This window comes from Thalassospira sp. (assembly GCF_002709775.1).
Lineage (GTDB): Bacteria > Pseudomonadota > Alphaproteobacteria > Rhodospirillales > Thalassospiraceae > Thalassospira.
Genome location: NZ_PAQR01000011.1, coordinates 124,012 through 143,151, shown reverse-complemented (window position 1 = coordinate 143,151; position 19,140 = coordinate 124,012). Strand labels below are relative to the sequence as shown.

Sequence of the window (19,140 nt, the reverse complement as noted above, 5' to 3'; positions counted from 1 at the left end):
CCTATTCCCCCAACAGGTTCTTGCCACCGCCCGCCTTGGCGATGCGATCCGTCAAAAGTCCGCGATAACTTGTCCCGATCAGGCTGGTGCGCCCATAACGACGACGTTCAAGCGCCTCGGTCCGGGCCGTGCGCGCGGCGTCTTCGGCACTGTTATCGTCTTCGCTATTGGTAGTGGTTGGCGTTTGACCGGGCAGCGCAACACGTGCCGGTTTCGGCGTGGAAAACAGACTTCCCATCGGGGCCTCCGGTTGGTGAAGTTTGGTGATGGTTTCGACAGAGCACGTTGCAGGAGTTCCCCGCCTTCGCGGGGATGACGGTGCCCAAACTAGCTGCAAGGAACGAACGTCATTCCCGCGCAGGCGGGAAACTCGATCCACAAGCTCACAGCCAAACGCAAAAACGCCCGCAAGGGTCGGAACCCTGCGGGCGCATCTGTGGCGTTGATTTGTCTCTTATGGCACATCGAAAAGAACAAATCAAGAACATTTTTCAGAAAAAAACACATCCCCGATTTGATCGCGCTCCAACCCCTTTTGCAGATGGCGATAGAGCTGCCAGGGGGTGATGATCCAGATTGCCGAAATGCCAAGCAATCGTTTGACCAGTTCGACACAGCTCATCGGGCCAAACTGCACCTTGCGTGAAATGGAGGCCGGATAGCGCGCCCAGATACAGTGATAGCCAAGGCCGCGATAATAGGCCGCCGGATCAAAGATCGGCGAATAGCACCAGCTTTCACAACGCACCCGATGGCTTTGTGGATCAAGGCAGATCCACTCGCCTGCCCGCACCCCGGACACCAGCACAAAGCAATGGCGAAATCCCGGTTTGAGAACCCGCAACAGACGCTTTTCCGGCGCATCGGCAAACACCACCAGCACCGAAACCTCCCGTCCTGTCGAGGACTGGTTGGTCCAGTGATCGATCCATGGGTCGGCGGCCTCAGATACGGTTTCCCCGGCGGTTTCGCCCGGTGTGATCAGGCGTGTTACATCCCGCATGGCGACAGGTCCCCACCCAGTTCCACGGCAACATCATCATGATGAAAACTTTCATCACGCCCGCGTTTGACGATGCCGCGTGTGACCAGCACGTTTTCAAGGGCTTCCATGGCGTGACGCCACAAATCACCCTTGCTCTTTTCGCGCGGATCACGGGGATCGGGTTCGCGTTCGACAAGGCCGAAATATTCCAGAACCTGCAAATGGCGATCGCCGAGAATGCCGCCCTTTTTAAGGCGCATCACCGCGTTATAAACATCATCAGGGTCACATGGTCGGACCACCTCGCCCGCGTCGGCCACCACACGCGCGCCTTCGATCCGCGCGGTCTGACAACGCACGAACCAGAACCATGCCTGCCGGGCACTGGAAAAAGGGGTGATGTCGCGCGCAGAGAGTGGTTTGGGAAAAAGTCGTTGTTCGGTCACGTCGCCCTCCTGCTAGGTAATGCCTGCTCAATCCACCGGGCCTGCAACCGCACCTTTAGCGCGCCATCACCGCGCCAAATCCAGAAAATGGATACAGCAATCCCGACCGCGCATTTGGCAATGCACGCCGGTGCGATGAATGGTTTGTGATGTCCCCAAGGGCGTTTTCCGCCCGCGCCTATCAGCAGCTTTGACCGCCGCCTTGTCAGTCGGCCTTACGAAGGCCCGACTTACTTCCAGATGCAATTCCGGTGTTGATATGCAAGCTATAATCCCTTTTTGTTCTCATTGTAAAGGATTAATTTCCTATAACAAGGTACAGGCAGCCCTATGCGGCCTGCACTTCCGAGAGCGGAAAGGATGTTTTGGCCTGTGTTTTCAGCGCATCAACAACGGCGCGGACCGACGGCGCAAGCGACACGCCGGTCGTATAGCACAGATGAAATCCCGGATAATCTGTCGACCAGTCGGCAAGGACACGGATCAACTGTCCTGCTGAAATCTGTTGATGAATCAACTGCACCACCCCGTGCCATAACCCGACCCCGTCCAGGGCCGCCTGTATCATCAGATCGGGATCATCGGTGAGCAACGGGCCCGAGACATCGGGCGTCACAACCACCCCGTCCTTTTCAAAGGACCAACGATGGATGCTGCGCTCCGGCCCGCTTCTGCAGCCAATGCATTGATGGTTCAACAGGTCTTGTGGCGTCACCGGGGCAGGGTTTTCGGCGAAATATGACGGCGCACCAACGATTGCGGTTGTGAAATGCGAAACCAGAGGCACCGAAACCATATCCCGATCCACCGACGCGCCCAGCTTGATCGCCAGATCAAAGCCGTCGCGGACAAGGTCGCCGGGATAATCATCAACAACCACTTCAAGCTCAATCGCCGGATAGGCCTTGGCAAGATTGGCGACGATTGGCGCAATCAGCGTGCGGATCGCCAACCTTGGCGCAACCAGACGCACCTTGCCTGACGGCACATCCTTGGCATCTCCGACATCCTGAACCGCCGTCTCCAGCTGCGAGAATGCCGGTTCGACCTGCGCAAGCAAGCGAATCCCAGCTTCGGTCGGGGAGACAGAGCGGGTTGTACGATGTAGCAGCCTTACATCCAGCCGTCTTTCAAGCGCCCGGACTGAATGGCTGAGTGTCGATGGATCAAGGCCAAGCTCGGTCGCAGCCCGGCGAAAACTGCGTGCCTTGGCAACGGCGCAAAACGCTCTGAGTTCGGCAAAATCTCCGGCACGCATCGGCACCCTCATTCATGAATACGAACCATCTATGCAGTGGAGAAACCCATATTCTTCCCGCAACACACCTGCCTTACCCTACACCAAATCGTAAACCGCGACACAATAAATGGATAAAACACATGAATTCTGATGCAACCGCACGCCTGACCGGCAAAGTGGCCATCATCACGGGCGCAGGCACAGGCATCGGCGAAGCAGCAGCCCGTACCTTTGCCAAAAACGGCGCGAAAGTCGTGCTGACCGGGCGCCGCTCTGCCCCGCTTTACGCCAATGCCGAAATCATCGAAAGCCAAGGCGGGCAGGCAACGGTCATCACCGCTGACATGAGCAAGGCTGATGAGGTCGACCATCTGGTAGAGGAAACGGCCACCCGGTTCGGGACGATTGATTTCGTCTTTAACAATGCCGGTATTCAGGGGAATGGCGGTGCCATTACCGACATGACCGAAGAAAGCTTTGACGAGATCATTGCAACCAACCTGAAAGGCCCGTGGCTTTTGACCCGTGCGGCCTTGCCGGTGATGATCAAGGCAGGCAATGGCGGTGCGATCGTCAACACATCATCTTTCCTGTCCACCGCAGCAACCAAAGGCACATCGGCCTATTCCGCCAGCAAGGCCGGACTCGATGCGATGATCCGTGCAATTGCCCTAGAAGTCGGCAATGACGGCATTCGGGTTAACAACATCAATCCCGGCGTCATTGATACACCGATGCTGCGCGCCCATGGGGACGAAATCATCCCGCCCCTTGCCGCGCGCGCAGCCCTTGGCCGGATCGGCACCCCGCAAGACATCGCCGATGTGGCCGTTTGGCTTTGCAGCGATGAAGCCCGCTTTGTCACCGGTCAGTCGATCCTGGTTGATGGCGGCTTCACCATCCCCGGCCCGCGCTAGACCTTCAACCTGATCCTTATGGCAGGTTTTCCTTCACCACGACTTGCATGGTGAGCTTGGCAACGTCGTCATCGGCGTGACGCCCATTGCGGAGGTTTTCAAAAATCCGCAGGGTATTTTGCACGATCACACCGGGGCTTTGGGTGATGACGACATCCATGATGTCTTCAAGCAAGAAGCGCCGCGTATCAGGGGTCAGGCCATGACCGATAAAGATGATGTCACGTCCCCGGCCGCTTTCGCGCAGCGCACGCGCAACCCCGTCTGACGAACCGCCAACGTTATAAATCCCGACCAGATCGGGATATTCTTCGAGAAGCGATTTGGTGTGCAGGTAGTTTTCACTGCGATCATCATGACCTTCACGCGCTGCGACCACGCGGATGTCAGGAAAATCTTCCTCCATCAGGGACAGGAAGCCCATTTCGCGTTCTTCGTGCGCACGATAGGTGCGGCTGGCAGCAATCATCGCCACCCGACCGCGAGCAGGCCCCATGAACCGGCCGAGCAAATAGCCCGCCGTCCGCCCGACCGCCCGGTTATCCAGCCCGACATAGGCCGCATGCGGCACACCGGAAATGTCCGAAACCACGGTAATGATGTGTTTTCCCGCATCCTGAAGATCGGCCACAGTTTCACGCACCAGCGGATGATCAATCGCCATAAAGGCAATACCATCGGCCTTTTCGCCGTGCTGACGCAGTGCTTCAGACAGCAGTTGCGGATTGAAACTGTCGATGAAATAGACACGCGCGCGGATGTTATAACCCGTTGTCGCCTCGGCCGCGGTCTTGATGCGATCGCCGAGCAGCTTGAGATACGGGTTGGTGCCAGATGGCAGCAGAAACACCACACGCATCGGCTTGGGCCGGAAGACTTCGTGGGTATCGGTTTCGGGCAGGTAGCCAAGCTCGCTTGCGGCTTGAAGCACGCGTTTTGCCGTGCGTTCACGCACGCCGGGGCGCTTGTTCAGCACCCGGTCGACAGTTGCCGGAGACACCCCGGAAAGGTCGGCAATATCCTTGATGATCGGCCCGCTTGTCTTTGGCATTGCACCCTCAAAAACATCAAAACACATCATTTTATGATGTTTGATGAGGCAATATGTTTCACGTACTCTGGGATCATTCAAGGGAAAAGAACAACAAGACAGTCCTGAAATAGACTAAAACACACAGACCATCACGGGAGGAAACCAATGGTCATCCAGAGCAAGTTTCGCCATATCGCGACAACTTTCGTTGCTGCTGCATCCCTTTCTGTCATGGCGCATGCCGCCAGCGCACAGGAATATGAACTCAATTACGGTCACATGAATTCACCGACCTCTGTTGTCGGCATGCAGGCTGACTGGTTGGCCGAGGAAATCGCCAAAAACACCAACGGTGCCGTCAAGATCGACGTTTATCCGTCATCCCAGCTTGGCAAGATCCAGGAACTCGCCGAAGGCGTTTCCATGGGCTCCATCGCGCTGTCGCATAACACGGCTGGTGCGCTGAGCTCGCTTTATGAAGATTTCGGTGTGCTTGATACCCCGTATCTTTATCGCGATTACGACCACCTGATGAATGTGGTTGATATCAACTCGCCGGTCATGGAAGAGCTGAACCAGGGTCTGATCGACAATACCGGCATGCGCGTTCTGTATGCGTTTTATTTCGGCACCCGTCAGCTGACCGCTGATCGCGCGATCAAAACCCCGGCAGATCTTTCGGGTGTTAAAATCCGCGCCATTCCGTCGCCGGTTTACCTGACCGCGGTCGAAGGCCTTGGTGCCGCCCCGGTTCCGGTTGACTGGTCAGAAGTGCCGACCGCACTTGCCACCGGCATCGTTCAGGGCCAGGAAAACCCGGTCAACGTGGCCGTCGATCACAAGCTTTATGACGTTCAGTCGCACATGATGCTGACCGGCCATATTTCAGCCGCCGAAATCGTCGTGATCAACGAAGACCTGTGGCAGAGCTTCCCCGATGACATCAAGGAAGGCATTGCCAAGGCCGCCGAGACGGTGCGCATGAAAGCGTCCCAGACGATCCTTGATAAAGAGGCAGGCGATCTTGCCAAGCTCAAAGAAGCCGGCATGACCATCATCGGTCCGGATGACGGACTTGATGTTGCGGCCTTCCGTGCAGGCGTTGAAAAGCTTGTGCACGAACGCTTTGACGAAAAATTCGGCAAATATTACGAGCAGATCTCTGCTGTAAAATAAGCAGGATCGATCGTCTTCGGGCGGTATCAGGGAACGACACGTTCAGGGATGCCGCCCGTTTTTTCCAAGCCTTTGTTTTCAGGTATCGTGATGCCTTACAGGAACTCCCCGATATATAAGGGGCTGGACCGGATATGCCGGGTTCTGACCGCCTTTTCCATGGTGATGCTGGCTTTGATGTCAGTCCTGGTGGTTGGTCAGGTCATCTTGCGCAACTTCTTTGATCTTGGCCTGCCCTGGGCGGATGAGCTGTCGCGCATTGCCAATATAGCCCTGGTGTTTTTCGCGGTCCCGGCACTCATGCTCCATAACCGCCATATCGCGATTGATCTGCTGTTCAGTGCACTTGGCGCACGCGGCAAGGCGACCCTGCGGTTTGCCAATTACGCGCTGATTACCGCCTTTTCCGCGATCTTCCTGTTTGGTCTTTATAAATTTTTGATGCGTGCGGGCAAGTTCACCACGCCTTCGCTTTCCATGCCCAATTACGCGGTTTACGCGCCTGTCGTCATCGCCATCGTGCTGTTACTCGCCGTTGCGCTGTATCGCCTGATTTCGCGGACCGAGCCGGTCACGGAATATGACACTGATGACGGCGGCAACGCGATTGCCGACGCAATTGAACAAGAAATGGCAGCAAGCCAACGCCCGGAGGATTCCCGCAAATGATGAGCGCAACCCTCCTTATCCTGTTTCTGGCATTGATGATCATCCGCCTGCCGATTGCGGTCTGCCTTGGCCTGTCATCTGCGGTTGTCATGATCCTGTTTAACCTGCCGATGACGGTTCTGGCCCAGCGCACGGTCAATGCACTGGACTCAACACCGCTTCTGGCCGTCCCGCTGTTTATCTTTGCCGCCAACCTTTTAAGCCTGTCGGGTGTCACCAACCATTTGTTCGAGCTTGTCCGCATGATGGTCGGCTGGATCCGTGGCGGCACGGCACAGGTCAGTGTTCTGGTCAGCCTGATTTTCTCGGGCGTGTCCGGGGCGGCCCTGGCTGATATTGGTGCCCTTGGTGCGGTTCAGATCAAGATGATGCGCAAGCAGGGCTATTCGGCCGAGTTTGCATCGGGCATCACCATGGCAGCAGCCACCATCGGTCCGATCTTCCCGCCCAGCATTCCGATCATTATTTTTGCCTCTGTCGCCAATGTGTCGGCGGTGAAGCTTCTGATTGCCGGAATTGTTCCGGCGGTTCTGATCACTGCCCTTTTGATGCTGCAGGTCGGCGTGATGGCGCGCATCTACAAGCTGCCGCGCGATGAAGTGAAATTCAACATCGCTGCCTTCGCCCGCAAGTTCGTGATTTCCCTGCCGGCCCTTGCCGCCCCGGTCATTCTGATTGGCGGTCTGGTATCGGGCTATTTCGGCCCGACCGAAGTGGCCGGCGTCACCGTGGCCTATGCGCTTTTGATCGGCAAATTCATCTATCGCCAGCTTGATCTCAAACGCGTCCTGACCGCAGCACGCGACAGTGTCGATGCAACGGGGAGCGTTCTGTTTATCGTCTCCACCGCGGCCCTGTTTGCCTGGGTTCTGACCATGGATCGCCTGCCAGCCACGGCAAGTGAGTTCCTGCTTGGGCTTTCAAGTGATCCGCTGGTGCTGCTTCTGATCGTCAATGTGCTGTTGCTGGTGGTGGGGATGTTCCTTGAATCCATCGCGGCCATCCTGATCATCGCACCGATCATTGCGCCTGCGATGACAGCAGCCGGTGTTGATCCGCTGCAGCTTGGCATTGTCTTTGTGCTTAACCTGATGATCGGTCTTCTGACCCCGCCGGTTGGCATGAGCCTTTATATGGTCAGCATCATCGCCAAGATGCCGCTGCACCGGGTGATCCGCGGCGCCCTTCCCTTCCTGTTACCGCTGTTTTTGTCGCTGCTCGCAGTGACCTGCATACCGGCAATCTCTGTCTGGTTGCCCAACATTCTGGATTAAGTGAGGAACTATGAGCAGATTTCTTGGTGAAATTCGCCAGCTGGGCTACGTCGTGCCCGATATCGAAGCCGCCATGGAATATTGGTCGGAAACGATGGGTGTCGGCCCCTGGTACTACAACCCGAAAGTTCCGATCGAGGATTACCGTTATGACGGCCAGTCCTATGAGGTCCATAACTCTGTGGCCCTTGCCAATTCCGGCTATGTCCAGGTCGAACTGATCCAGACCCGCAACGATGCGCCGTCGATGTATCGTGACTTCCTTAAGGCTGGCAATACGGGCCTGCAGCATGTCGCCTATTGGACCGAAAAGTTCGATGACGATCTGGCACTGATGGAAAGCAAGGGCTTCAAGGTCAAGATGAGCGGCAAGGTCGGTGACAATGGGCGCTTTGTCTATTTCGACAAGGAAGACCATCCGGGCACCGTGATCGAACTTTCCGAAGTTGTCGGTCCGAAAGGCCGCCTGTTCAAATCCATCTATGAAGCCTCCATCGACTGGGATGGTGCTGATCCGATCCGTCCGTTCCCGTCGCTTTCGGAAATCTGAGCCATGGACCTGATCGAATCCCGTTACCTTATCGAGACCCCGATGGACCCGGAAAAGATCGCCGGTATCATGGCGGGCGAACAAAGCAGTGGCACCTTTGTGCGCGTTGCCGGGGAAACCGACGAGCTGCGCGAACGGTGTGCGGCCCGCATTCTGGGCATCCGTGAACTGACCCCGGTCAATCAGCCAAGCCTTACGAGTGCCTATCTCGAAGCGCGCGGGGTCAAGGGCCCCTATCGCCGGGCGGAAATCCGCATCGGCTTCCCGACGGGCAATATCGGGCGCAATCTGGCCACGCTGGCCTCCACGGTTTCGGGCAATCTTTATGATCTGGGCGAGATCACCGGCCTTAAGCTGATTGATGTCACCGTGCCAAAGGCCTATCGCGATCTTTATGATTATCCGGTGGCTGGCATCAAGGGCACCCGCGATCGCATGAATGTCCATGGGCGTCCGTTCTTTGGCACCATCATCAAGCCGAATGTGGGCTTACGCAGCCACGAGATCGCCGATCTTGTCGATCAGTTGTGCGAAGCCGGTGTTGATTTCATCAAGGATGACGAAATCTGCGCCAATCCGGAAAGCGCACCGCTCGCAGAACGCATTCCGGCCGTGATGGATCGGGTGCGGCGTTATCGCGACAAAACCGGTCGTGATGTGATGATTGCCTTTAACATCACCGATGAAACCGATGCCATGCGCCGCCATGCCGATCTGATCGAAAAGGAAGGCGGGTCGTGCGCCATGGTCAGCATGAACTGGGCCGGTCTTTCCGCCCTTCAGAGCTTGCGTAAATCCACCAACCTTGTCCTGCATGGGCATCGCAACGGTTTTGGTGCACTGTCGCGTCACCCGCTGATCGGGATGAGTTTCCCGGCCTATCAGACGCTCTATCGTCTGACCGGCATGGACCATATGCATGTGCATGGCATGGGCGGCAAATTCTGTGACGATGACAGCGAAGTCGCCGCATCGGCCGAGCTTTGCGCCAAACCGCTTGCCGAAGGCAATGGCGACGAGGACCGCGTTCTGCCGGTCTTCTCATCGGGCCAGTGGGCGGGCACGGTTCCGGCCACGTATGAGGCCGTCGGATCGGCTGATTTCATGTTCCTTGCCGGCGGCGGCATCCTTGCCCATCCGTCCGGACCTGCGGCCGGTATCACCAGCCTGCGTCAGGCATGGGAAGCCTGCGAAGCCGGTATCAGCCTTGAAAAACATGCCAAGGACAATACTGCCCTGGCCGAGGCGCTATCATTTTACGGGGCGCGAGGCTGACGATGACCAAATTCATTTTCTGTGCCGATGATTTCACCGGGGCATCCGATACCCTTGCAACAGTGGCCCGTTCCGGTCTGTCTGCACGGCTTTATCTGAGTGCCCCGCAATCCGAAGCAACAGAAAATGAAACCGGTCACGGGTCGCTTGGTCCCGACCTTGGCAGCCTTGATGCCTTCGGGGTTGCAACGTCACTTCGTGCTTTGGGGGTCGAAGACGGCGTTGCAACCATTTCTCCGCTGGCTGAACACCTCAAATCACCCGCCTGCAACCTGTATCATTTCAAGGTCTGCTCGACCTTTGACAGTTCACCCACCACCGGCAATATCGCCACCATTGCCGATCGCTATGCCAAGGCGGTTGGTGCGCCGTGGAAAGCGATCATTGGCGGGCAGCCGTCACTGAAACGCGTTTGCCTGCTGGGCAACCTGTTTGCCGGGGCCGGTGATGGCAAGATTTATCGCATTGATCGCCATCCGGTCATGGCCATGCACCCGGTAACGCCCATGGACGAGGCAGACCTGTGTCGCCATCTTGCCAAGCAGGGCTGGGGCAATGTCGGCCTGATTGATTTCACCATCATCCGCAAGGGCCGCGCGACCCTGGTCAATGAAATCCGCCGTCGCATCGCGAGCGGGGAAACCGAAACCCTGTTTGACGTGACAGAGGCAACCGACCTTCTGACCATTGGCGAAGCCCTTGGCGAGATTACGGCCGACATGCCCGTACTATGTGTCGGCGCAAGCAGTGTCGCACAGGCGATGTTCCCGTCCTTTGAGACGGCCAATGATCCCAAGCCGAAACCAAGCCGTCGCGACGGCCCGGTCTTTGCCTTTGCCGGCAGCCGATCATCGTTGACCTCCGATCAGGTGGCACACGCCAAGGCCTATGAAAAACGCAGTGTGCGCCCGACCGATCTGCTTGATCCGACGGCCACCGAAAAGCTGCGTGATGAATGCTTATCTGTCCTTGCATCAAACAAAAACTTGCTGGTCGCACTTTCTGATGATCGCGATCACGATATTGCCAGCCACGATCTGGCGCGTGCCAGTGCGGATTTCATCAGCCACATCAGCAACGAAATCGCCCTTGGGTTCCTTCTGATTGCCGGTGGGGACACCTCAAGCTTGGCGGTTCAGAAACTTGGTATCGAAAGCCTGTCTTTTGCGGCCGATTTCGATGCCGGTGCGCCGATCATTCGCGCCCATTCAACCAGTACCATTCTTGATGGAATGCCGATGCTGCTCAAAGGCGGGCAGATGGGCAAACCGACCCTGTTTGACAACATCGCAGCCCTGCCCGTCAAAGGCGCTTGAAGCCGGGCCATTTCAGGAATTAATTCCTTTCGCTTGGCGCTTGCGTCCTGCTAGGATGCGCCATGATCCGACATCAACAAATTTGGGCCGCCCTTGACCAGATTGCCGAGGACCACGGTTTGACACCGTCGGGACTGGCGCGGCTGGCGCAACTGGACCCGACCACGTTCAATCGGTCCAAGCGCACCACCGCCCAGGGCAAGGCACGCTGGCCCTCGACCGAAAGCATTTCCAAGGTGCTTTCCGTCACCGATGTCAGCTTCCGCGAATTTTCCGAACTGGTCGATGGCAATGGTGCCGGGCGTATTCCCGTCATCGGCTTTGCTCAGGCAGGCAATCGCGGCTTTTTTGATGATGCGGGATATCCCGTCGGCGGTTCGTGGGAAGACATCACGTTCCCGGCGCTTCATGACCCGACCGCCTATGGATTGCGGATTTCAGGAGAATCCATGGCGCCGGTTTTTCGTGATGGCGATCTGATCATTGTCAGCCCGGCATCAAACATCCGGCCCAAGGACCGCGTGGTCGTCAAAACCGTTGACGGCGAAGTCATGGCCAAGGAACTTGTCCGGCGCGGCGCGCTGGGCGTGGAGCTGAAATCCTTTAATCCGGATTTCGAAGACCGGTTTGTTCCAGCCGATCAGATTGACTGGGTGGCGCGCGTTTTGTGGTGCAGCCAATAACCTCTGCGCCAATTTGTCCTTAGTAACTGTCTTTGCAGACATATTCGATCATTGGCCTATTCAAATCCGTTTCCCGGCATATTACATTAAATCAGATCAAAAACGGCGATAGCCCGGTGGGAGAAGGAAACTCGTTTGACGCTGCAGCGCCATCACATTGTGCGTTATCTGGTAATTATCGTTGCCTATTTCGTCACGGGCTATGCCGGTATCCATCTGCCGTTTTTTGCCACCAACATCACACTGATCTGGCCGCCAGCGGGGATCATCCTTGCCGCACTGGTATATTGGGGTTGGCGCTATTTCCCGGCGGTTTATATCGGGGCGTTCCTGTTAAACGTCGTCATCGCCCAAACAATTGGCGCGATGATCTTTGTCGCCGTCGGCACGACACTGGCCGCGGTGATCCCGGCCCTTCTGATTTCGCGTTTTGCCGGGCCTTATCCCTTTTCCCGTTTGCGTGATATCGCGATCTATCTTCTGGCGGGTGGCGTTCTCGGACCGGCGCTTGCCGCAAGCTTTGGCGCATTGAATGTCAGCATCTTTGACATCGGCGACTTTAGCCGGTTCGAGTTGCTTTGGCAGGGCTGGTTCAAGGGCGATGTGATTGGCGCCCTTGTTGTCGGCCCGCTGGTCTTGCGCCTGCTCCACTGGCGCATCAAGCCCCGCCCGATCATGCATTACTGGGAGCTTGGCTTTATCGGTCTTGCCTGCATCGTTCTGGCATCTGCCGTGCAAACAACGCCCCTGACCGCCCGCCCGGAATTTCTGTTTATCTTTGTTTCTCTGCCTTGCGTGATCTGGGGCGCGATCCGCTATGGCTTGTTGGGGGCGGTTGTTACCAATGCCCTGATTGCCGGCGATGTCATAGCCTTTGCAGCGCTTGGCAACTCGACTTTTGCGGGGATCGAGTTGCAGTCGGGCATTCAAAACCTGTTTGGCTATCTGATCGCCAGTTCGATTGGTGCGCTGTTGCTTGCGGTTGGTCTGGAGCGGATCACGACGGTGACCATGCGTGCACGCGATGGCAGGCTATCGGGCGAAGTCCACCGTCTGCGTCGGGCACTGGCGGTTCTGATCGGCGTGATCGGTTTCGGGGTGTCGGGCGTTGCCGCCTGGTACACCTATGACCAGCTCGAAGAAGCTGATCGTCTGACCACAGAACAATACCGGCTGGCGTTTGAGGCGTCGCTTCGTGAAGAACTTGGCCGTGCCACCGATGCCCTGATTGCAGTCCGCACACTGTTTGATGTGCATGGCAGTGTTTCTGCCACCACCTATGACGCGATGGTCGCGCCCTGGATCAACCGCCGTCCGGGTGTTGCAGCCCTTGAATGGGCGCCCTATGTCGAACGGCGCGCCCGCATCCTGGTTGAGGAAACCGCCGAACTGCGCGGGGTCAGAAACTTTGGCATCCGCGAAGTGATTGATGGCGTTACCCGCCCGGCCGAGGAACGCGATAGTTACTACCCGGTCTTTTATGTCTTTCCGCGCTCGGGCAATGAAGAGCGCGTCGGCTTTGACCTTGCCAGCGAACCGGCGCGCAAACGTGCGCTTGAAACCGCGATTAAGACCAATAACGTAACCCTGACCCAGCCGCTTAATTCCGTGCAGTCAAACGCATCGCTTGTTGCCTCACTCGCGTTTCTGGCCGTGGAAAATCGCCGTGATCCGGATGGCCCGCCGCTGGGTATTGCGGTCGGGGTGCTTCGCATCACCGACATGATCACGCGTGCGGCCCGGGTGGCGCGCATTCCCCTTGATTACGCCCTGCATCTTGCCGATGCGAGAACGCCGGGTCGAGCCGGGTTGCTGTATTCATCAAATGATTCCCAAGGTGCACTCGATGAGATCGAGGCGGAGCTTGCAATTCCGTTCAACCCGAATATTTCGAATTTCACGTTTGGCTATCGTGACTGGACGATCCTTCTACATCATCAGCACGAGGACTATAACACGCTGGTCTATTGGCAGCCTTGGGCGATCTTTGTCTTTGGCAGCACGATCAGTGTCCTGCTTCTGATTTATTTGCGTTCGCTTAACCGCACTGAAAAACACATTGTCGATCTGGTTACGACCCGAACGGCCGAACTTGAAGATGCACGCGCGGCCGCCGAAAACGCCATGAACCAGGCCCAGCAGGCCGACCGTGCGAAATCGGAATTCATCGCCCATATGAGCCACGAATTCCGGTCGCCGATGACATCCATTCTGGGCTATACGCAGCTGGCATCGGACAGTCTGGACAAGGACGGTACCAGCAATACCGACACACTACGTAATTACCTCACGACCATTCGCGGGGCCGGGCGCCATGTTCTATCATTGATTGGGGATATCCTTGATATTTCCAAGATCGAGGCGGGCAAGCTTGTCCTTGAAGAAGCGCCGCTTGATCTGCACCACCTGTGTGAAGAGGTGGTGTCGATGATGCTGGTGCCCGCACGTGCGCAGGAAAATACGCTGGAACTTGATATTGATCCCGAGCTGCCGCGCCATGTCATTGGCGATACGGTGCGCCTCAAACAGCTCCTGACCAACCTTGTTTCCAACGCCATCAAGTTCACCAAATATGGCAAGGTACAGGTATCGGCGCTTCCGCTTCAGATTGACGAAGACAAGGTCTCCTTCCGCATTTCTGTCCGGGATGAAGGGATCGGCATTCCACGCAACAAGCTTGATGCGATCTTTGATGCCTTTACCCAGGTCGACACCACCACGACCCGCCGCTATGGCGGCACCGGCCTTGGTCTGACGATCTGTCAGCGCATGGTTCAGGAAATGGGCGGCATGGTGAAGGTCGAAAGTCAGGAAGGCAGCGGCAGTACATTCTGGTTCGACCTGACCCTGCCGCGCAGCACCGCAGAAGCCGTTGCCAAGCATGACGGTCAGGCCCTTCACGCCCAGGATCAGGAAACCCAGCCCGATCAGGCCGAACAGCTTGAACCCGGCACATGGAACCTGCTTCTGGTCGAGGATATCGAGATCAACCGCATCCTTGCCCAGAAGCTGCTTGAACAACAGGGCCACACGATTACCACCGCCGCAGACGGCCAGATCGCGCTTGATATCCTTGCCGCGACCGATTTCGATGCGGTTCTGATGGATCTGCATATGCCGGTTCTCGATGGCATCGAAGCCACACGGCGCATTCGCATGTTTGAAGATCCGGTCAAGGCGACCATTCCGGTCCTCGCCCTGACGGCCGATATCTCAAACGACAATCTCGAAACCTTCCAGGAGACCGGCTTTGATGCCTACTGCACCAAGCCCTTGGATATCGAGATGATTGACGCCGAACTGGCCCGCCTGACCCACCGCAAACTGGAAAATCGCAAGGGCGCAAACGACCCGAGCGACGCCTGATCCGAGCAACGCCTGATCGCGCGATCCTATTTTCTGATGCCGGTCATCGTCCGGAGTTCCTCGGCAACATTTGGCCCGGCGGTCAGGATCGGTGCGCCGTCTTCAAGAGCGTTGGGGACACCAAGATAATCATTGGCCCAACCGCCCGCTTCCTGCATCAGCAGGATACCGGCCATACAGTCCCAAGGATTAATGTGCGGCTCGTAATAGCCGATCAAACGTCCGGCAGCCGCATAGGCCATCGAAAGTGCGCCCGATCCGTTGCGCATGAAGATGCCCTTACGATCCAGCAGATCCTTGATAAACGGTGTGATGGCGTCACTCGTCGTGCGATGTGACATGCCAAGCCCCATCGGCCCGTCACCAACGGTTTTGGCATCACTAGCCTTGATCGGCTCACCATTCACAAACGCACCTTCGCCGCGCTTTGCGGTAAACAGCTCATCACCGACCGGCTGATAAATCAGGGCAAGCTCGATCTTGCCTTTGACGACAAGGCCGATGGAAATGCACCAGCTTGGCATCTGATTGACAAAGCACGCCGTGCCATCAATCGGGTCAATCACCCAAAGGCAGTCATTGTCGCCCTTTTCGATGCCCATTTCCTCGCCAAGGAAGCCATCCTCGGGAAAGCTATCGCCGATCTGATCGCGAATGATCGCCTCGACATTCTTATCGGCGATACTGACCATATCAAGCGGGTTTTCCTTGGCCTCAACCTCAAGATCGCCAGCGGTGCCGTCAAAATATTCCATGGCGCGTTCGCCGGCATGGCGGATCACATCACGGGCATGTTCAAACCGTGCGTCGAGATCAAGTTTGATGTCATCACCCATCATGTATTCCTTTCAAAGTGCCGATCAGCCTCAATGACCTGTCGACAGAAAACGTCTCGAAATCAATCATCTATAGAAAAACCTATCGCATAAGTTGTTGCAAGCTTTCATGACATTTCAAAGGCGGTTGGAGGCGCGATGTTTTCTTTGACCATCCTTGGGCAAAACTCCTATGCTATGCGCCGCTTGAATAGCCGCCCCACAGGCGCCTTCCCCGGATAGAATCAGGAGCATAAAAATGGGTCACGCCGCCACCGATAGCACTGTCACCACCTGGACCTGGCATCAGGGTCAATGGCACGAAGGCAACCCCAACATCATGGGCCCGCAAACCCACGGTGTCTGGATGGCCTCGACCGTGTTTGACGGCGCGCGCCGCATGAACGGCAAAATGCCTGACCTGTATCCGCATTGCGCACGTGTGATCCGCTCGGCCGAACTGATGGGCATGAAACCGGCCATCACCACCGATGAAATCGTCGCACTGGTCAAGGAAGGCGTGCAGAAGTTCGACCCGGAACTGGCCCTTTACATCAAGCCGATCGTGTTTGGCGGCGAAGGCTTCATCGCGCCGACCCCCGAAAGCGCACAGTTCGTGCTGTGCATCTCGGTTACCGAAATGCCCGAAGCCATCCAGACCGGCTTTAGCGCTTGTAAATCAAGCTTCCGCCGCCCGTCACCGGAAAGTGCCCCGACCGAGGCCAAGGCATCCTGCCTGTATCCCAATGTCGGCCGTGCTGTGACCGAGGCAACCGGGGCTGGCTTTGACACCGGTGTGATGCTTGATCCGATTGGCAATGTGGCCGAGTTTTCCTATGCCAACCTGTTCTTTGCCAAGGACGGCACGGTTTATACCCCGGCGATCAATGGCACGTTCCTCAATGGCCTGACCCGTCAGCGCGTGATCAAACTGCTCCGCGAAGATGGTGTCGATGTTGTCGAAAAGACCTGCAAATACGAAGAACTCGAAGCAGCTGACGAGATCTTTGGTACCGGCAACTATTACAAGGTCGCCCCGTGCATCAAACTCGATGACCGCAACCTGCAGCCGGGTCCGATCACCCGTCGCGCGCAGGACCTTTACATGACGTTTGTTGATGCCAGCAAAGACTGATTGCGCGTTCCATCACCGCAAATGCAAACGGGCCGGATATCCGGCCCGTTTTTTTTGTGTTCAAGCGATTTACTGCTGCGGCAACGGCTGAGGAACAGGATTTCCCGCAACATACGGGTACTTGGCAAAGATCGATGCCACCGCGGCCCGTACCGTTTCATTCGGGGCTTCGCGCACCGCACTGGTCACGCGTGAAATCGCGGTTCCTTCCCACACCATCTGACGGGTGCGGCGATCTACCAGATCGATATTCAGCGTACCTTCGGTGTAGCTATCGACATAGCCCGGCTCGACATAGCCCGGCCAGCCAACATACATCCCGCTGCGATAACCATAATACCCGCCCATATAGACCGGCGGTGAGGAGCGGGTCTTTTCCTGGGTCTTGAGATGGAAATTGATCAGAAGGTCCGGGTTATGGATATCAAGCTGATATCCGCGCGATACCATTGCCAGATTGATCGCATCCTCGATCCGCTGACCTGACAGGGTTTTATATTCTGCCTCGGCATCCTTGCCAGCACCATCGACAAAGGCAAATGTCGTGAACTGCCCGAAATCGGAGGCCGGATCGGCATCAGTATAGATGCGCGGACCGCTGGCACATGCAGTCAGAACCATTGCCATCGCCCCGACCAGTGCAAATTTTACTGTTCCAAGCCCGATCATTGCCCGTGTCCTTTATCGTTTGGCGCGGCCTGTGACGCCGCTGCTCTGATAATAGTATGACGTTTCATGGCGTTGATTTCATCATCAGAAAATGAACTGATCATGGCAAAACAACCAAAAGCTGCAGATTTTTGTGATCAGGTGCGATCCAGCGGGTTGCTTGCCAGTGCCTTGGCAAACCCAACACCGACCAACCCGGCGATATGGCATTGCGGTTTGCGTTCAGCCTGATCAGCCACCAGCTTTCCAAAATCCCGGACAAAGCCGGTGCGGGGATAATCGCGCAGGATTTTTGCCCGGACATCGCGGTGGATATTCATCACCTGCATGCCGACCACATCCACCCCGGCCCCCAGATGAAGCAGCAACCCCTCCGGGTCGCGCGGACCGGTGTGACAGACGGCGGAATGCAGGGCCATGGCTTCGTGGATGATATCGGCCTTATCGGCATCATAGCCCTGCTCACCAAGCCAGCGATGGGCGCACCCGGCAGCCTCGACCTCAAACGATCCCGGCCCGTCACAGGCAGGCGATGCCAGTGAAATATCATGCAGGATGCTTGCGATATAAAGCATCTCCGCATCAAAGCGCACGTTGTGATAATCGGCCAGCGCCACACCAAAGGCAAAGCTGCGCAAGCCGTGATACTGCACAAAATCAGGCTGCAGGTTGGCCGCCCATGCGGTTGCCTTTTGCGACATGGAACTATCAGGCACGCCCAGATGATCGAGCACAGAACGATCAGGTCGCCCGATCCCGACCGATTGACGCAGCGCATAGAACTTGTCGCGAATGCCAAGCCGGACAAAATTGAAAATCAACGCCGCCTTGGGATCACGCCCAAGGGCTGCGGTCAGTGCGCGGGGCATGGCAGGCACTTTCATGTTTTGGAAAAACGGGTGGCAGATCCAGAAAGGGTTGGCTTAGTTCCCGGCGATCAAGGCACTTGCTGTCTGGCGCAGATCATCGATCTCGTCATCAAGTATGGCGCGGTCATTCATCGAATGGGCCAGAACAATCGCACCCTGCCAGCGCAGGACAATCCGGCGACCTTCCATTGCGGCGCGGCCTGCATCAAGCCCGCCTTCGCGAAGCTGTTCCGCGACCCAGTCGATCAGGGCATCAAACACGCCCTGCCCGATTTTGCGCGCCGGATCGAAATCCGCGTCGCTCGGCATATCAAGCATCAAGCGCGCCAATGGGCAGCCATGACTGACGCGCCTTGGCGTCATGGCATCAAGGTAATCAAAGAAAACCGATAACCGATCCCCGACCGCACCCTTGGATTTGATACTGCCGAGAAGCGGGATGAACTCACCCTGCATGGTTTCAAGCGCTGCCTGCGCCAGATCATGCTTTTTGGGAAAACGGTAAAACACCCCGCCTGCGGGCAAACCGGCCTCGTTCGCAACCGATTGAATGGTGGCAGCGTGATAACCATCGCGCCAGATCACATTCATTGCCGCACGGGCAAGCTTTTGCCGCTTTTCTTCGGGTTTGAGCTTTGAGGCCATGACCATCACCATCAATTAAGTAAGTTAACTCACTTAATACTGATTATAACTATCTGTCAATCGCCTTTTCATCGTCT

General features: G+C 56.7%; 19 protein-coding genes. 10 read left to right on the top strand and 9 right to left on the bottom strand.

What is annotated here, in order from left to right; all coding sequences use genetic code 11:
- Window position 1: 1 nt before the first annotated feature.
- From CMO10_RS06605 to CMO10_RS06590, 4 genes are all read right to left on the bottom strand, one after another.
- Window positions 2-238: a hypothetical protein gene (locus CMO10_RS06605; RefSeq protein ID WP_297019914.1), complete on the bottom strand. Its 237-nt coding sequence runs from the start codon at window positions 236-238 to the stop codon at window positions 2-4.
- A 240-nt stretch (window positions 239-478) separates the two neighbouring features.
- Window positions 479-1,003, bottom strand: coding sequence for a hypothetical protein (locus CMO10_RS06600; RefSeq protein ID WP_297019911.1), 525 nt, complete (start codon window positions 1,001-1,003; stop codon window positions 479-481).
- Window positions 991-1,431: a hypothetical protein gene (locus CMO10_RS06595; protein WP_297019909.1), complete on the bottom strand. Its 441-nt coding sequence runs from the start codon at window positions 1,429-1,431 to the stop codon at window positions 991-993. Before CMO10_RS06595 ends, CMO10_RS06600 begins: the two co-directional genes overlap by 13 nt.
- A gap of 328 nt (window positions 1,432-1,759) precedes the next feature.
- Window positions 1,760-2,689 (bottom strand): LysR family transcriptional regulator, encoded by a 930-nt coding sequence (locus CMO10_RS06590; protein WP_297019906.1) that lies wholly within the window; start codon window positions 2,687-2,689, stop codon window positions 1,760-1,762.
- Window positions 2,690-2,811: 122 nt separating this feature from the next.
- Between CMO10_RS06590 and CMO10_RS06585 the strand changes: the two genes are divergently transcribed.
- Entirely contained in the window at window positions 2,812-3,588 is a 777-nt protein-coding gene (locus CMO10_RS06585; RefSeq protein ID WP_297019902.1) for an SDR family NAD(P)-dependent oxidoreductase, read from the top strand.
- 16 nt (window positions 3,589-3,604) lie between these two features.
- Here CMO10_RS06585 and CMO10_RS06580 read toward each other — a convergent pair whose 3' ends face one another.
- Window positions 3,605-4,639: a LacI family DNA-binding transcriptional regulator gene (locus tag CMO10_RS06580; protein ID WP_297019899.1), complete on the bottom strand. Its 1,035-nt coding sequence runs from the start codon at window positions 4,637-4,639 to the stop codon at window positions 3,605-3,607.
- Window positions 4,640-4,786: 147 nt separating this feature from the next.
- Between CMO10_RS06580 and CMO10_RS06575 the strand changes: the two genes are divergently transcribed.
- From CMO10_RS06575 to CMO10_RS06540, 8 genes are all read left to right on the top strand, one after another.
- Window positions 4,787-5,797 (top strand): TRAP transporter substrate-binding protein, encoded by a 1,011-nt coding sequence (locus CMO10_RS06575; RefSeq protein WP_297019897.1) that lies wholly within the window; start codon window positions 4,787-4,789, stop codon window positions 5,795-5,797.
- Between the two features lie 177 nt (window positions 5,798-5,974).
- Window positions 5,975-6,466: a TRAP transporter small permease gene (locus tag CMO10_RS06570; protein WP_297019894.1), complete on the top strand. Its 492-nt coding sequence runs from the start codon at window positions 5,975-5,977 to the stop codon at window positions 6,464-6,466.
- Window positions 6,466-7,740, top strand: a complete 1,275-nt coding sequence (locus tag CMO10_RS06565; protein ID WP_297019891.1) for a TRAP transporter large permease — start codon at window positions 6,466-6,468, stop codon at window positions 7,738-7,740. Before CMO10_RS06570 ends, CMO10_RS06565 begins: the two co-directional genes overlap by 1 nt.
- A 10-nt stretch (window positions 7,741-7,750) precedes the next feature.
- Complete coding sequence (locus CMO10_RS06560) at window positions 7,751-8,290, top strand: VOC family protein (protein WP_297019888.1); 540 nt, start codon at window positions 7,751-7,753, stop codon at window positions 8,288-8,290.
- A 3-nt stretch (window positions 8,291-8,293) separates the two neighbouring features.
- The gene (locus CMO10_RS06555) at window positions 8,294-9,565 is read left to right on the top strand and encodes a ribulose-bisphosphate carboxylase large subunit family protein (protein ID WP_297019886.1); all 1,272 of its coding nucleotides are present in this window, start codon (window positions 8,294-8,296) and stop codon (window positions 9,563-9,565) included.
- Between the two features lie 2 nt (window positions 9,566-9,567).
- Window positions 9,568-10,881, top strand: coding sequence for a four-carbon acid sugar kinase family protein (locus tag CMO10_RS06550; protein WP_297019885.1), 1,314 nt, complete (start codon window positions 9,568-9,570; stop codon window positions 10,879-10,881).
- A gap of 62 nt (window positions 10,882-10,943) precedes the next feature.
- Entirely contained in the window at window positions 10,944-11,564 is a 621-nt protein-coding gene (locus tag CMO10_RS06545) for a S24 family peptidase (protein ID WP_044829421.1), read from the top strand.
- Between the two features lie 135 nt (window positions 11,565-11,699).
- A complete protein-coding gene (locus tag CMO10_RS06540; RefSeq protein ID WP_297019882.1) occupies window positions 11,700-14,930 on the top strand; it encodes a CHASE domain-containing protein in 3,231 nt (1,076 codons plus the stop codon).
- Window positions 14,931-14,956: 26 nt separating this feature from the next.
- Here CMO10_RS06540 and CMO10_RS06535 read toward each other — a convergent pair whose 3' ends face one another.
- Window positions 14,957-15,766, bottom strand: coding sequence for an inositol monophosphatase family protein (locus tag CMO10_RS06535; protein ID WP_297019881.1), 810 nt, complete (start codon window positions 15,764-15,766; stop codon window positions 14,957-14,959).
- A 238-nt stretch (window positions 15,767-16,004) separates the two neighbouring features.
- Between CMO10_RS06535 and CMO10_RS06530 the strand changes: the two genes are divergently transcribed.
- On the top strand, window positions 16,005-16,880 hold the full coding sequence (locus tag CMO10_RS06530) for a branched-chain amino acid aminotransferase (protein WP_297019880.1): 876 nt from the start codon (window positions 16,005-16,007) through the stop codon (window positions 16,878-16,880).
- Between the two features lie 69 nt (window positions 16,881-16,949).
- On the opposite strand, the gene CMO10_RS06525 is transcribed toward CMO10_RS06530, so the two are convergent.
- From CMO10_RS06525 to CMO10_RS06515, 3 genes are all read right to left on the bottom strand, one after another.
- Window positions 16,950-17,549 (bottom strand): DUF4136 domain-containing protein, encoded by a 600-nt coding sequence (locus tag CMO10_RS06525; RefSeq protein ID WP_297019879.1) that lies wholly within the window; start codon window positions 17,547-17,549, stop codon window positions 16,950-16,952.
- A gap of 137 nt (window positions 17,550-17,686) precedes the next feature.
- The gene (locus CMO10_RS06520) at window positions 17,687-18,418 is read right to left on the bottom strand and encodes an HD domain-containing protein (protein ID WP_297019878.1); all 732 of its coding nucleotides are present in this window, start codon (window positions 18,416-18,418) and stop codon (window positions 17,687-17,689) included.
- A gap of 54 nt (window positions 18,419-18,472) precedes the next feature.
- Window positions 18,473-19,063 carry a TetR/AcrR family transcriptional regulator gene (locus CMO10_RS06515; RefSeq protein ID WP_297019877.1) on the bottom strand — a complete coding sequence of 197 codons (591 nt, stop codon included), beginning with the start codon at window positions 19,061-19,063 and terminating at the stop codon, window positions 18,473-18,475.
- Window positions 19,064-19,140 lie beyond the last annotated feature (77 nt).

What these genes read in the sequence shown, in the direction of transcription:
- CMO10_RS06555 (WP_297019886.1), top strand. Translation starts at nt 8,294, where the DNA reads ATGGACCTGATCGAATCCCGTTACCTTATCGAGACCCCGATGGACCCG.
- CMO10_RS06565 (WP_297019891.1), top strand. Translation starts at nt 6,466, where the DNA reads ATGAGCGCAACCCTCCTTATCCTGTTTCTGGCATTGATGATCATCCGC.
- CMO10_RS06580 (WP_297019899.1), bottom strand. Translation starts at nt 4,639, where the DNA reads ATGCCAAAGACAAGCGGGCCGATCATCAAGGATATTGCCGACCTTTCC.
- CMO10_RS06525 (WP_297019879.1), bottom strand. Translation starts at nt 17,549, where the DNA reads ATGATCGGGCTTGGAACAGTAAAATTTGCACTGGTCGGGGCGATGGCA.
- CMO10_RS06545 (WP_044829421.1), top strand. Translation starts at nt 10,944, where the DNA reads ATGATCCGACATCAACAAATTTGGGCCGCCCTTGACCAGATTGCCGAG.
- CMO10_RS06585 (WP_297019902.1), top strand. Translation starts at nt 2,812, where the DNA reads ATGAATTCTGATGCAACCGCACGCCTGACCGGCAAAGTGGCCATCATC.
- CMO10_RS06605 (WP_297019914.1), bottom strand. Translation starts at nt 238, where the DNA reads ATGGGAAGTCTGTTTTCCACGCCGAAACCGGCACGTGTTGCGCTGCCC.
- CMO10_RS06570 (WP_297019894.1), top strand. Translation starts at nt 5,975, where the DNA reads ATGTCAGTCCTGGTGGTTGGTCAGGTCATCTTGCGCAACTTCTTTGAT.
- CMO10_RS06520 (WP_297019878.1), bottom strand. Translation starts at nt 18,418, where the DNA reads ATGCCCCGCGCACTGACCGCAGCCCTTGGGCGTGATCCCAAGGCGGCG.
- CMO10_RS06550 (WP_297019885.1), top strand. Translation starts at nt 9,568, where the DNA reads ATGACCAAATTCATTTTCTGTGCCGATGATTTCACCGGGGCATCCGAT.
- CMO10_RS06575 (WP_297019897.1), top strand. Translation starts at nt 4,787, where the DNA reads ATGGTCATCCAGAGCAAGTTTCGCCATATCGCGACAACTTTCGTTGCT.
- CMO10_RS06530 (WP_297019880.1), top strand. Translation starts at nt 16,005, where the DNA reads ATGGGTCACGCCGCCACCGATAGCACTGTCACCACCTGGACCTGGCAT.
- CMO10_RS06600 (WP_297019911.1), bottom strand. Translation starts at nt 1,003, where the DNA reads ATGCGGGATGTAACACGCCTGATCACACCGGGCGAAACCGCCGGGGAA.
- CMO10_RS06590 (WP_297019906.1), bottom strand. Translation starts at nt 2,689, where the DNA reads ATGCGTGCCGGAGATTTTGCCGAACTCAGAGCGTTTTGCGCCGTTGCC.
- CMO10_RS06535 (WP_297019881.1), bottom strand. Translation starts at nt 15,766, where the DNA reads ATGGGTGATGACATCAAACTTGATCTCGACGCACGGTTTGAACATGCC.
- CMO10_RS06515 (WP_297019877.1), bottom strand. Translation starts at nt 19,063, where the DNA reads ATGGCCTCAAAGCTCAAACCCGAAGAAAAGCGGCAAAAGCTTGCCCGT.
- CMO10_RS06560 (WP_297019888.1), top strand. Translation starts at nt 7,751, where the DNA reads ATGAGCAGATTTCTTGGTGAAATTCGCCAGCTGGGCTACGTCGTGCCC.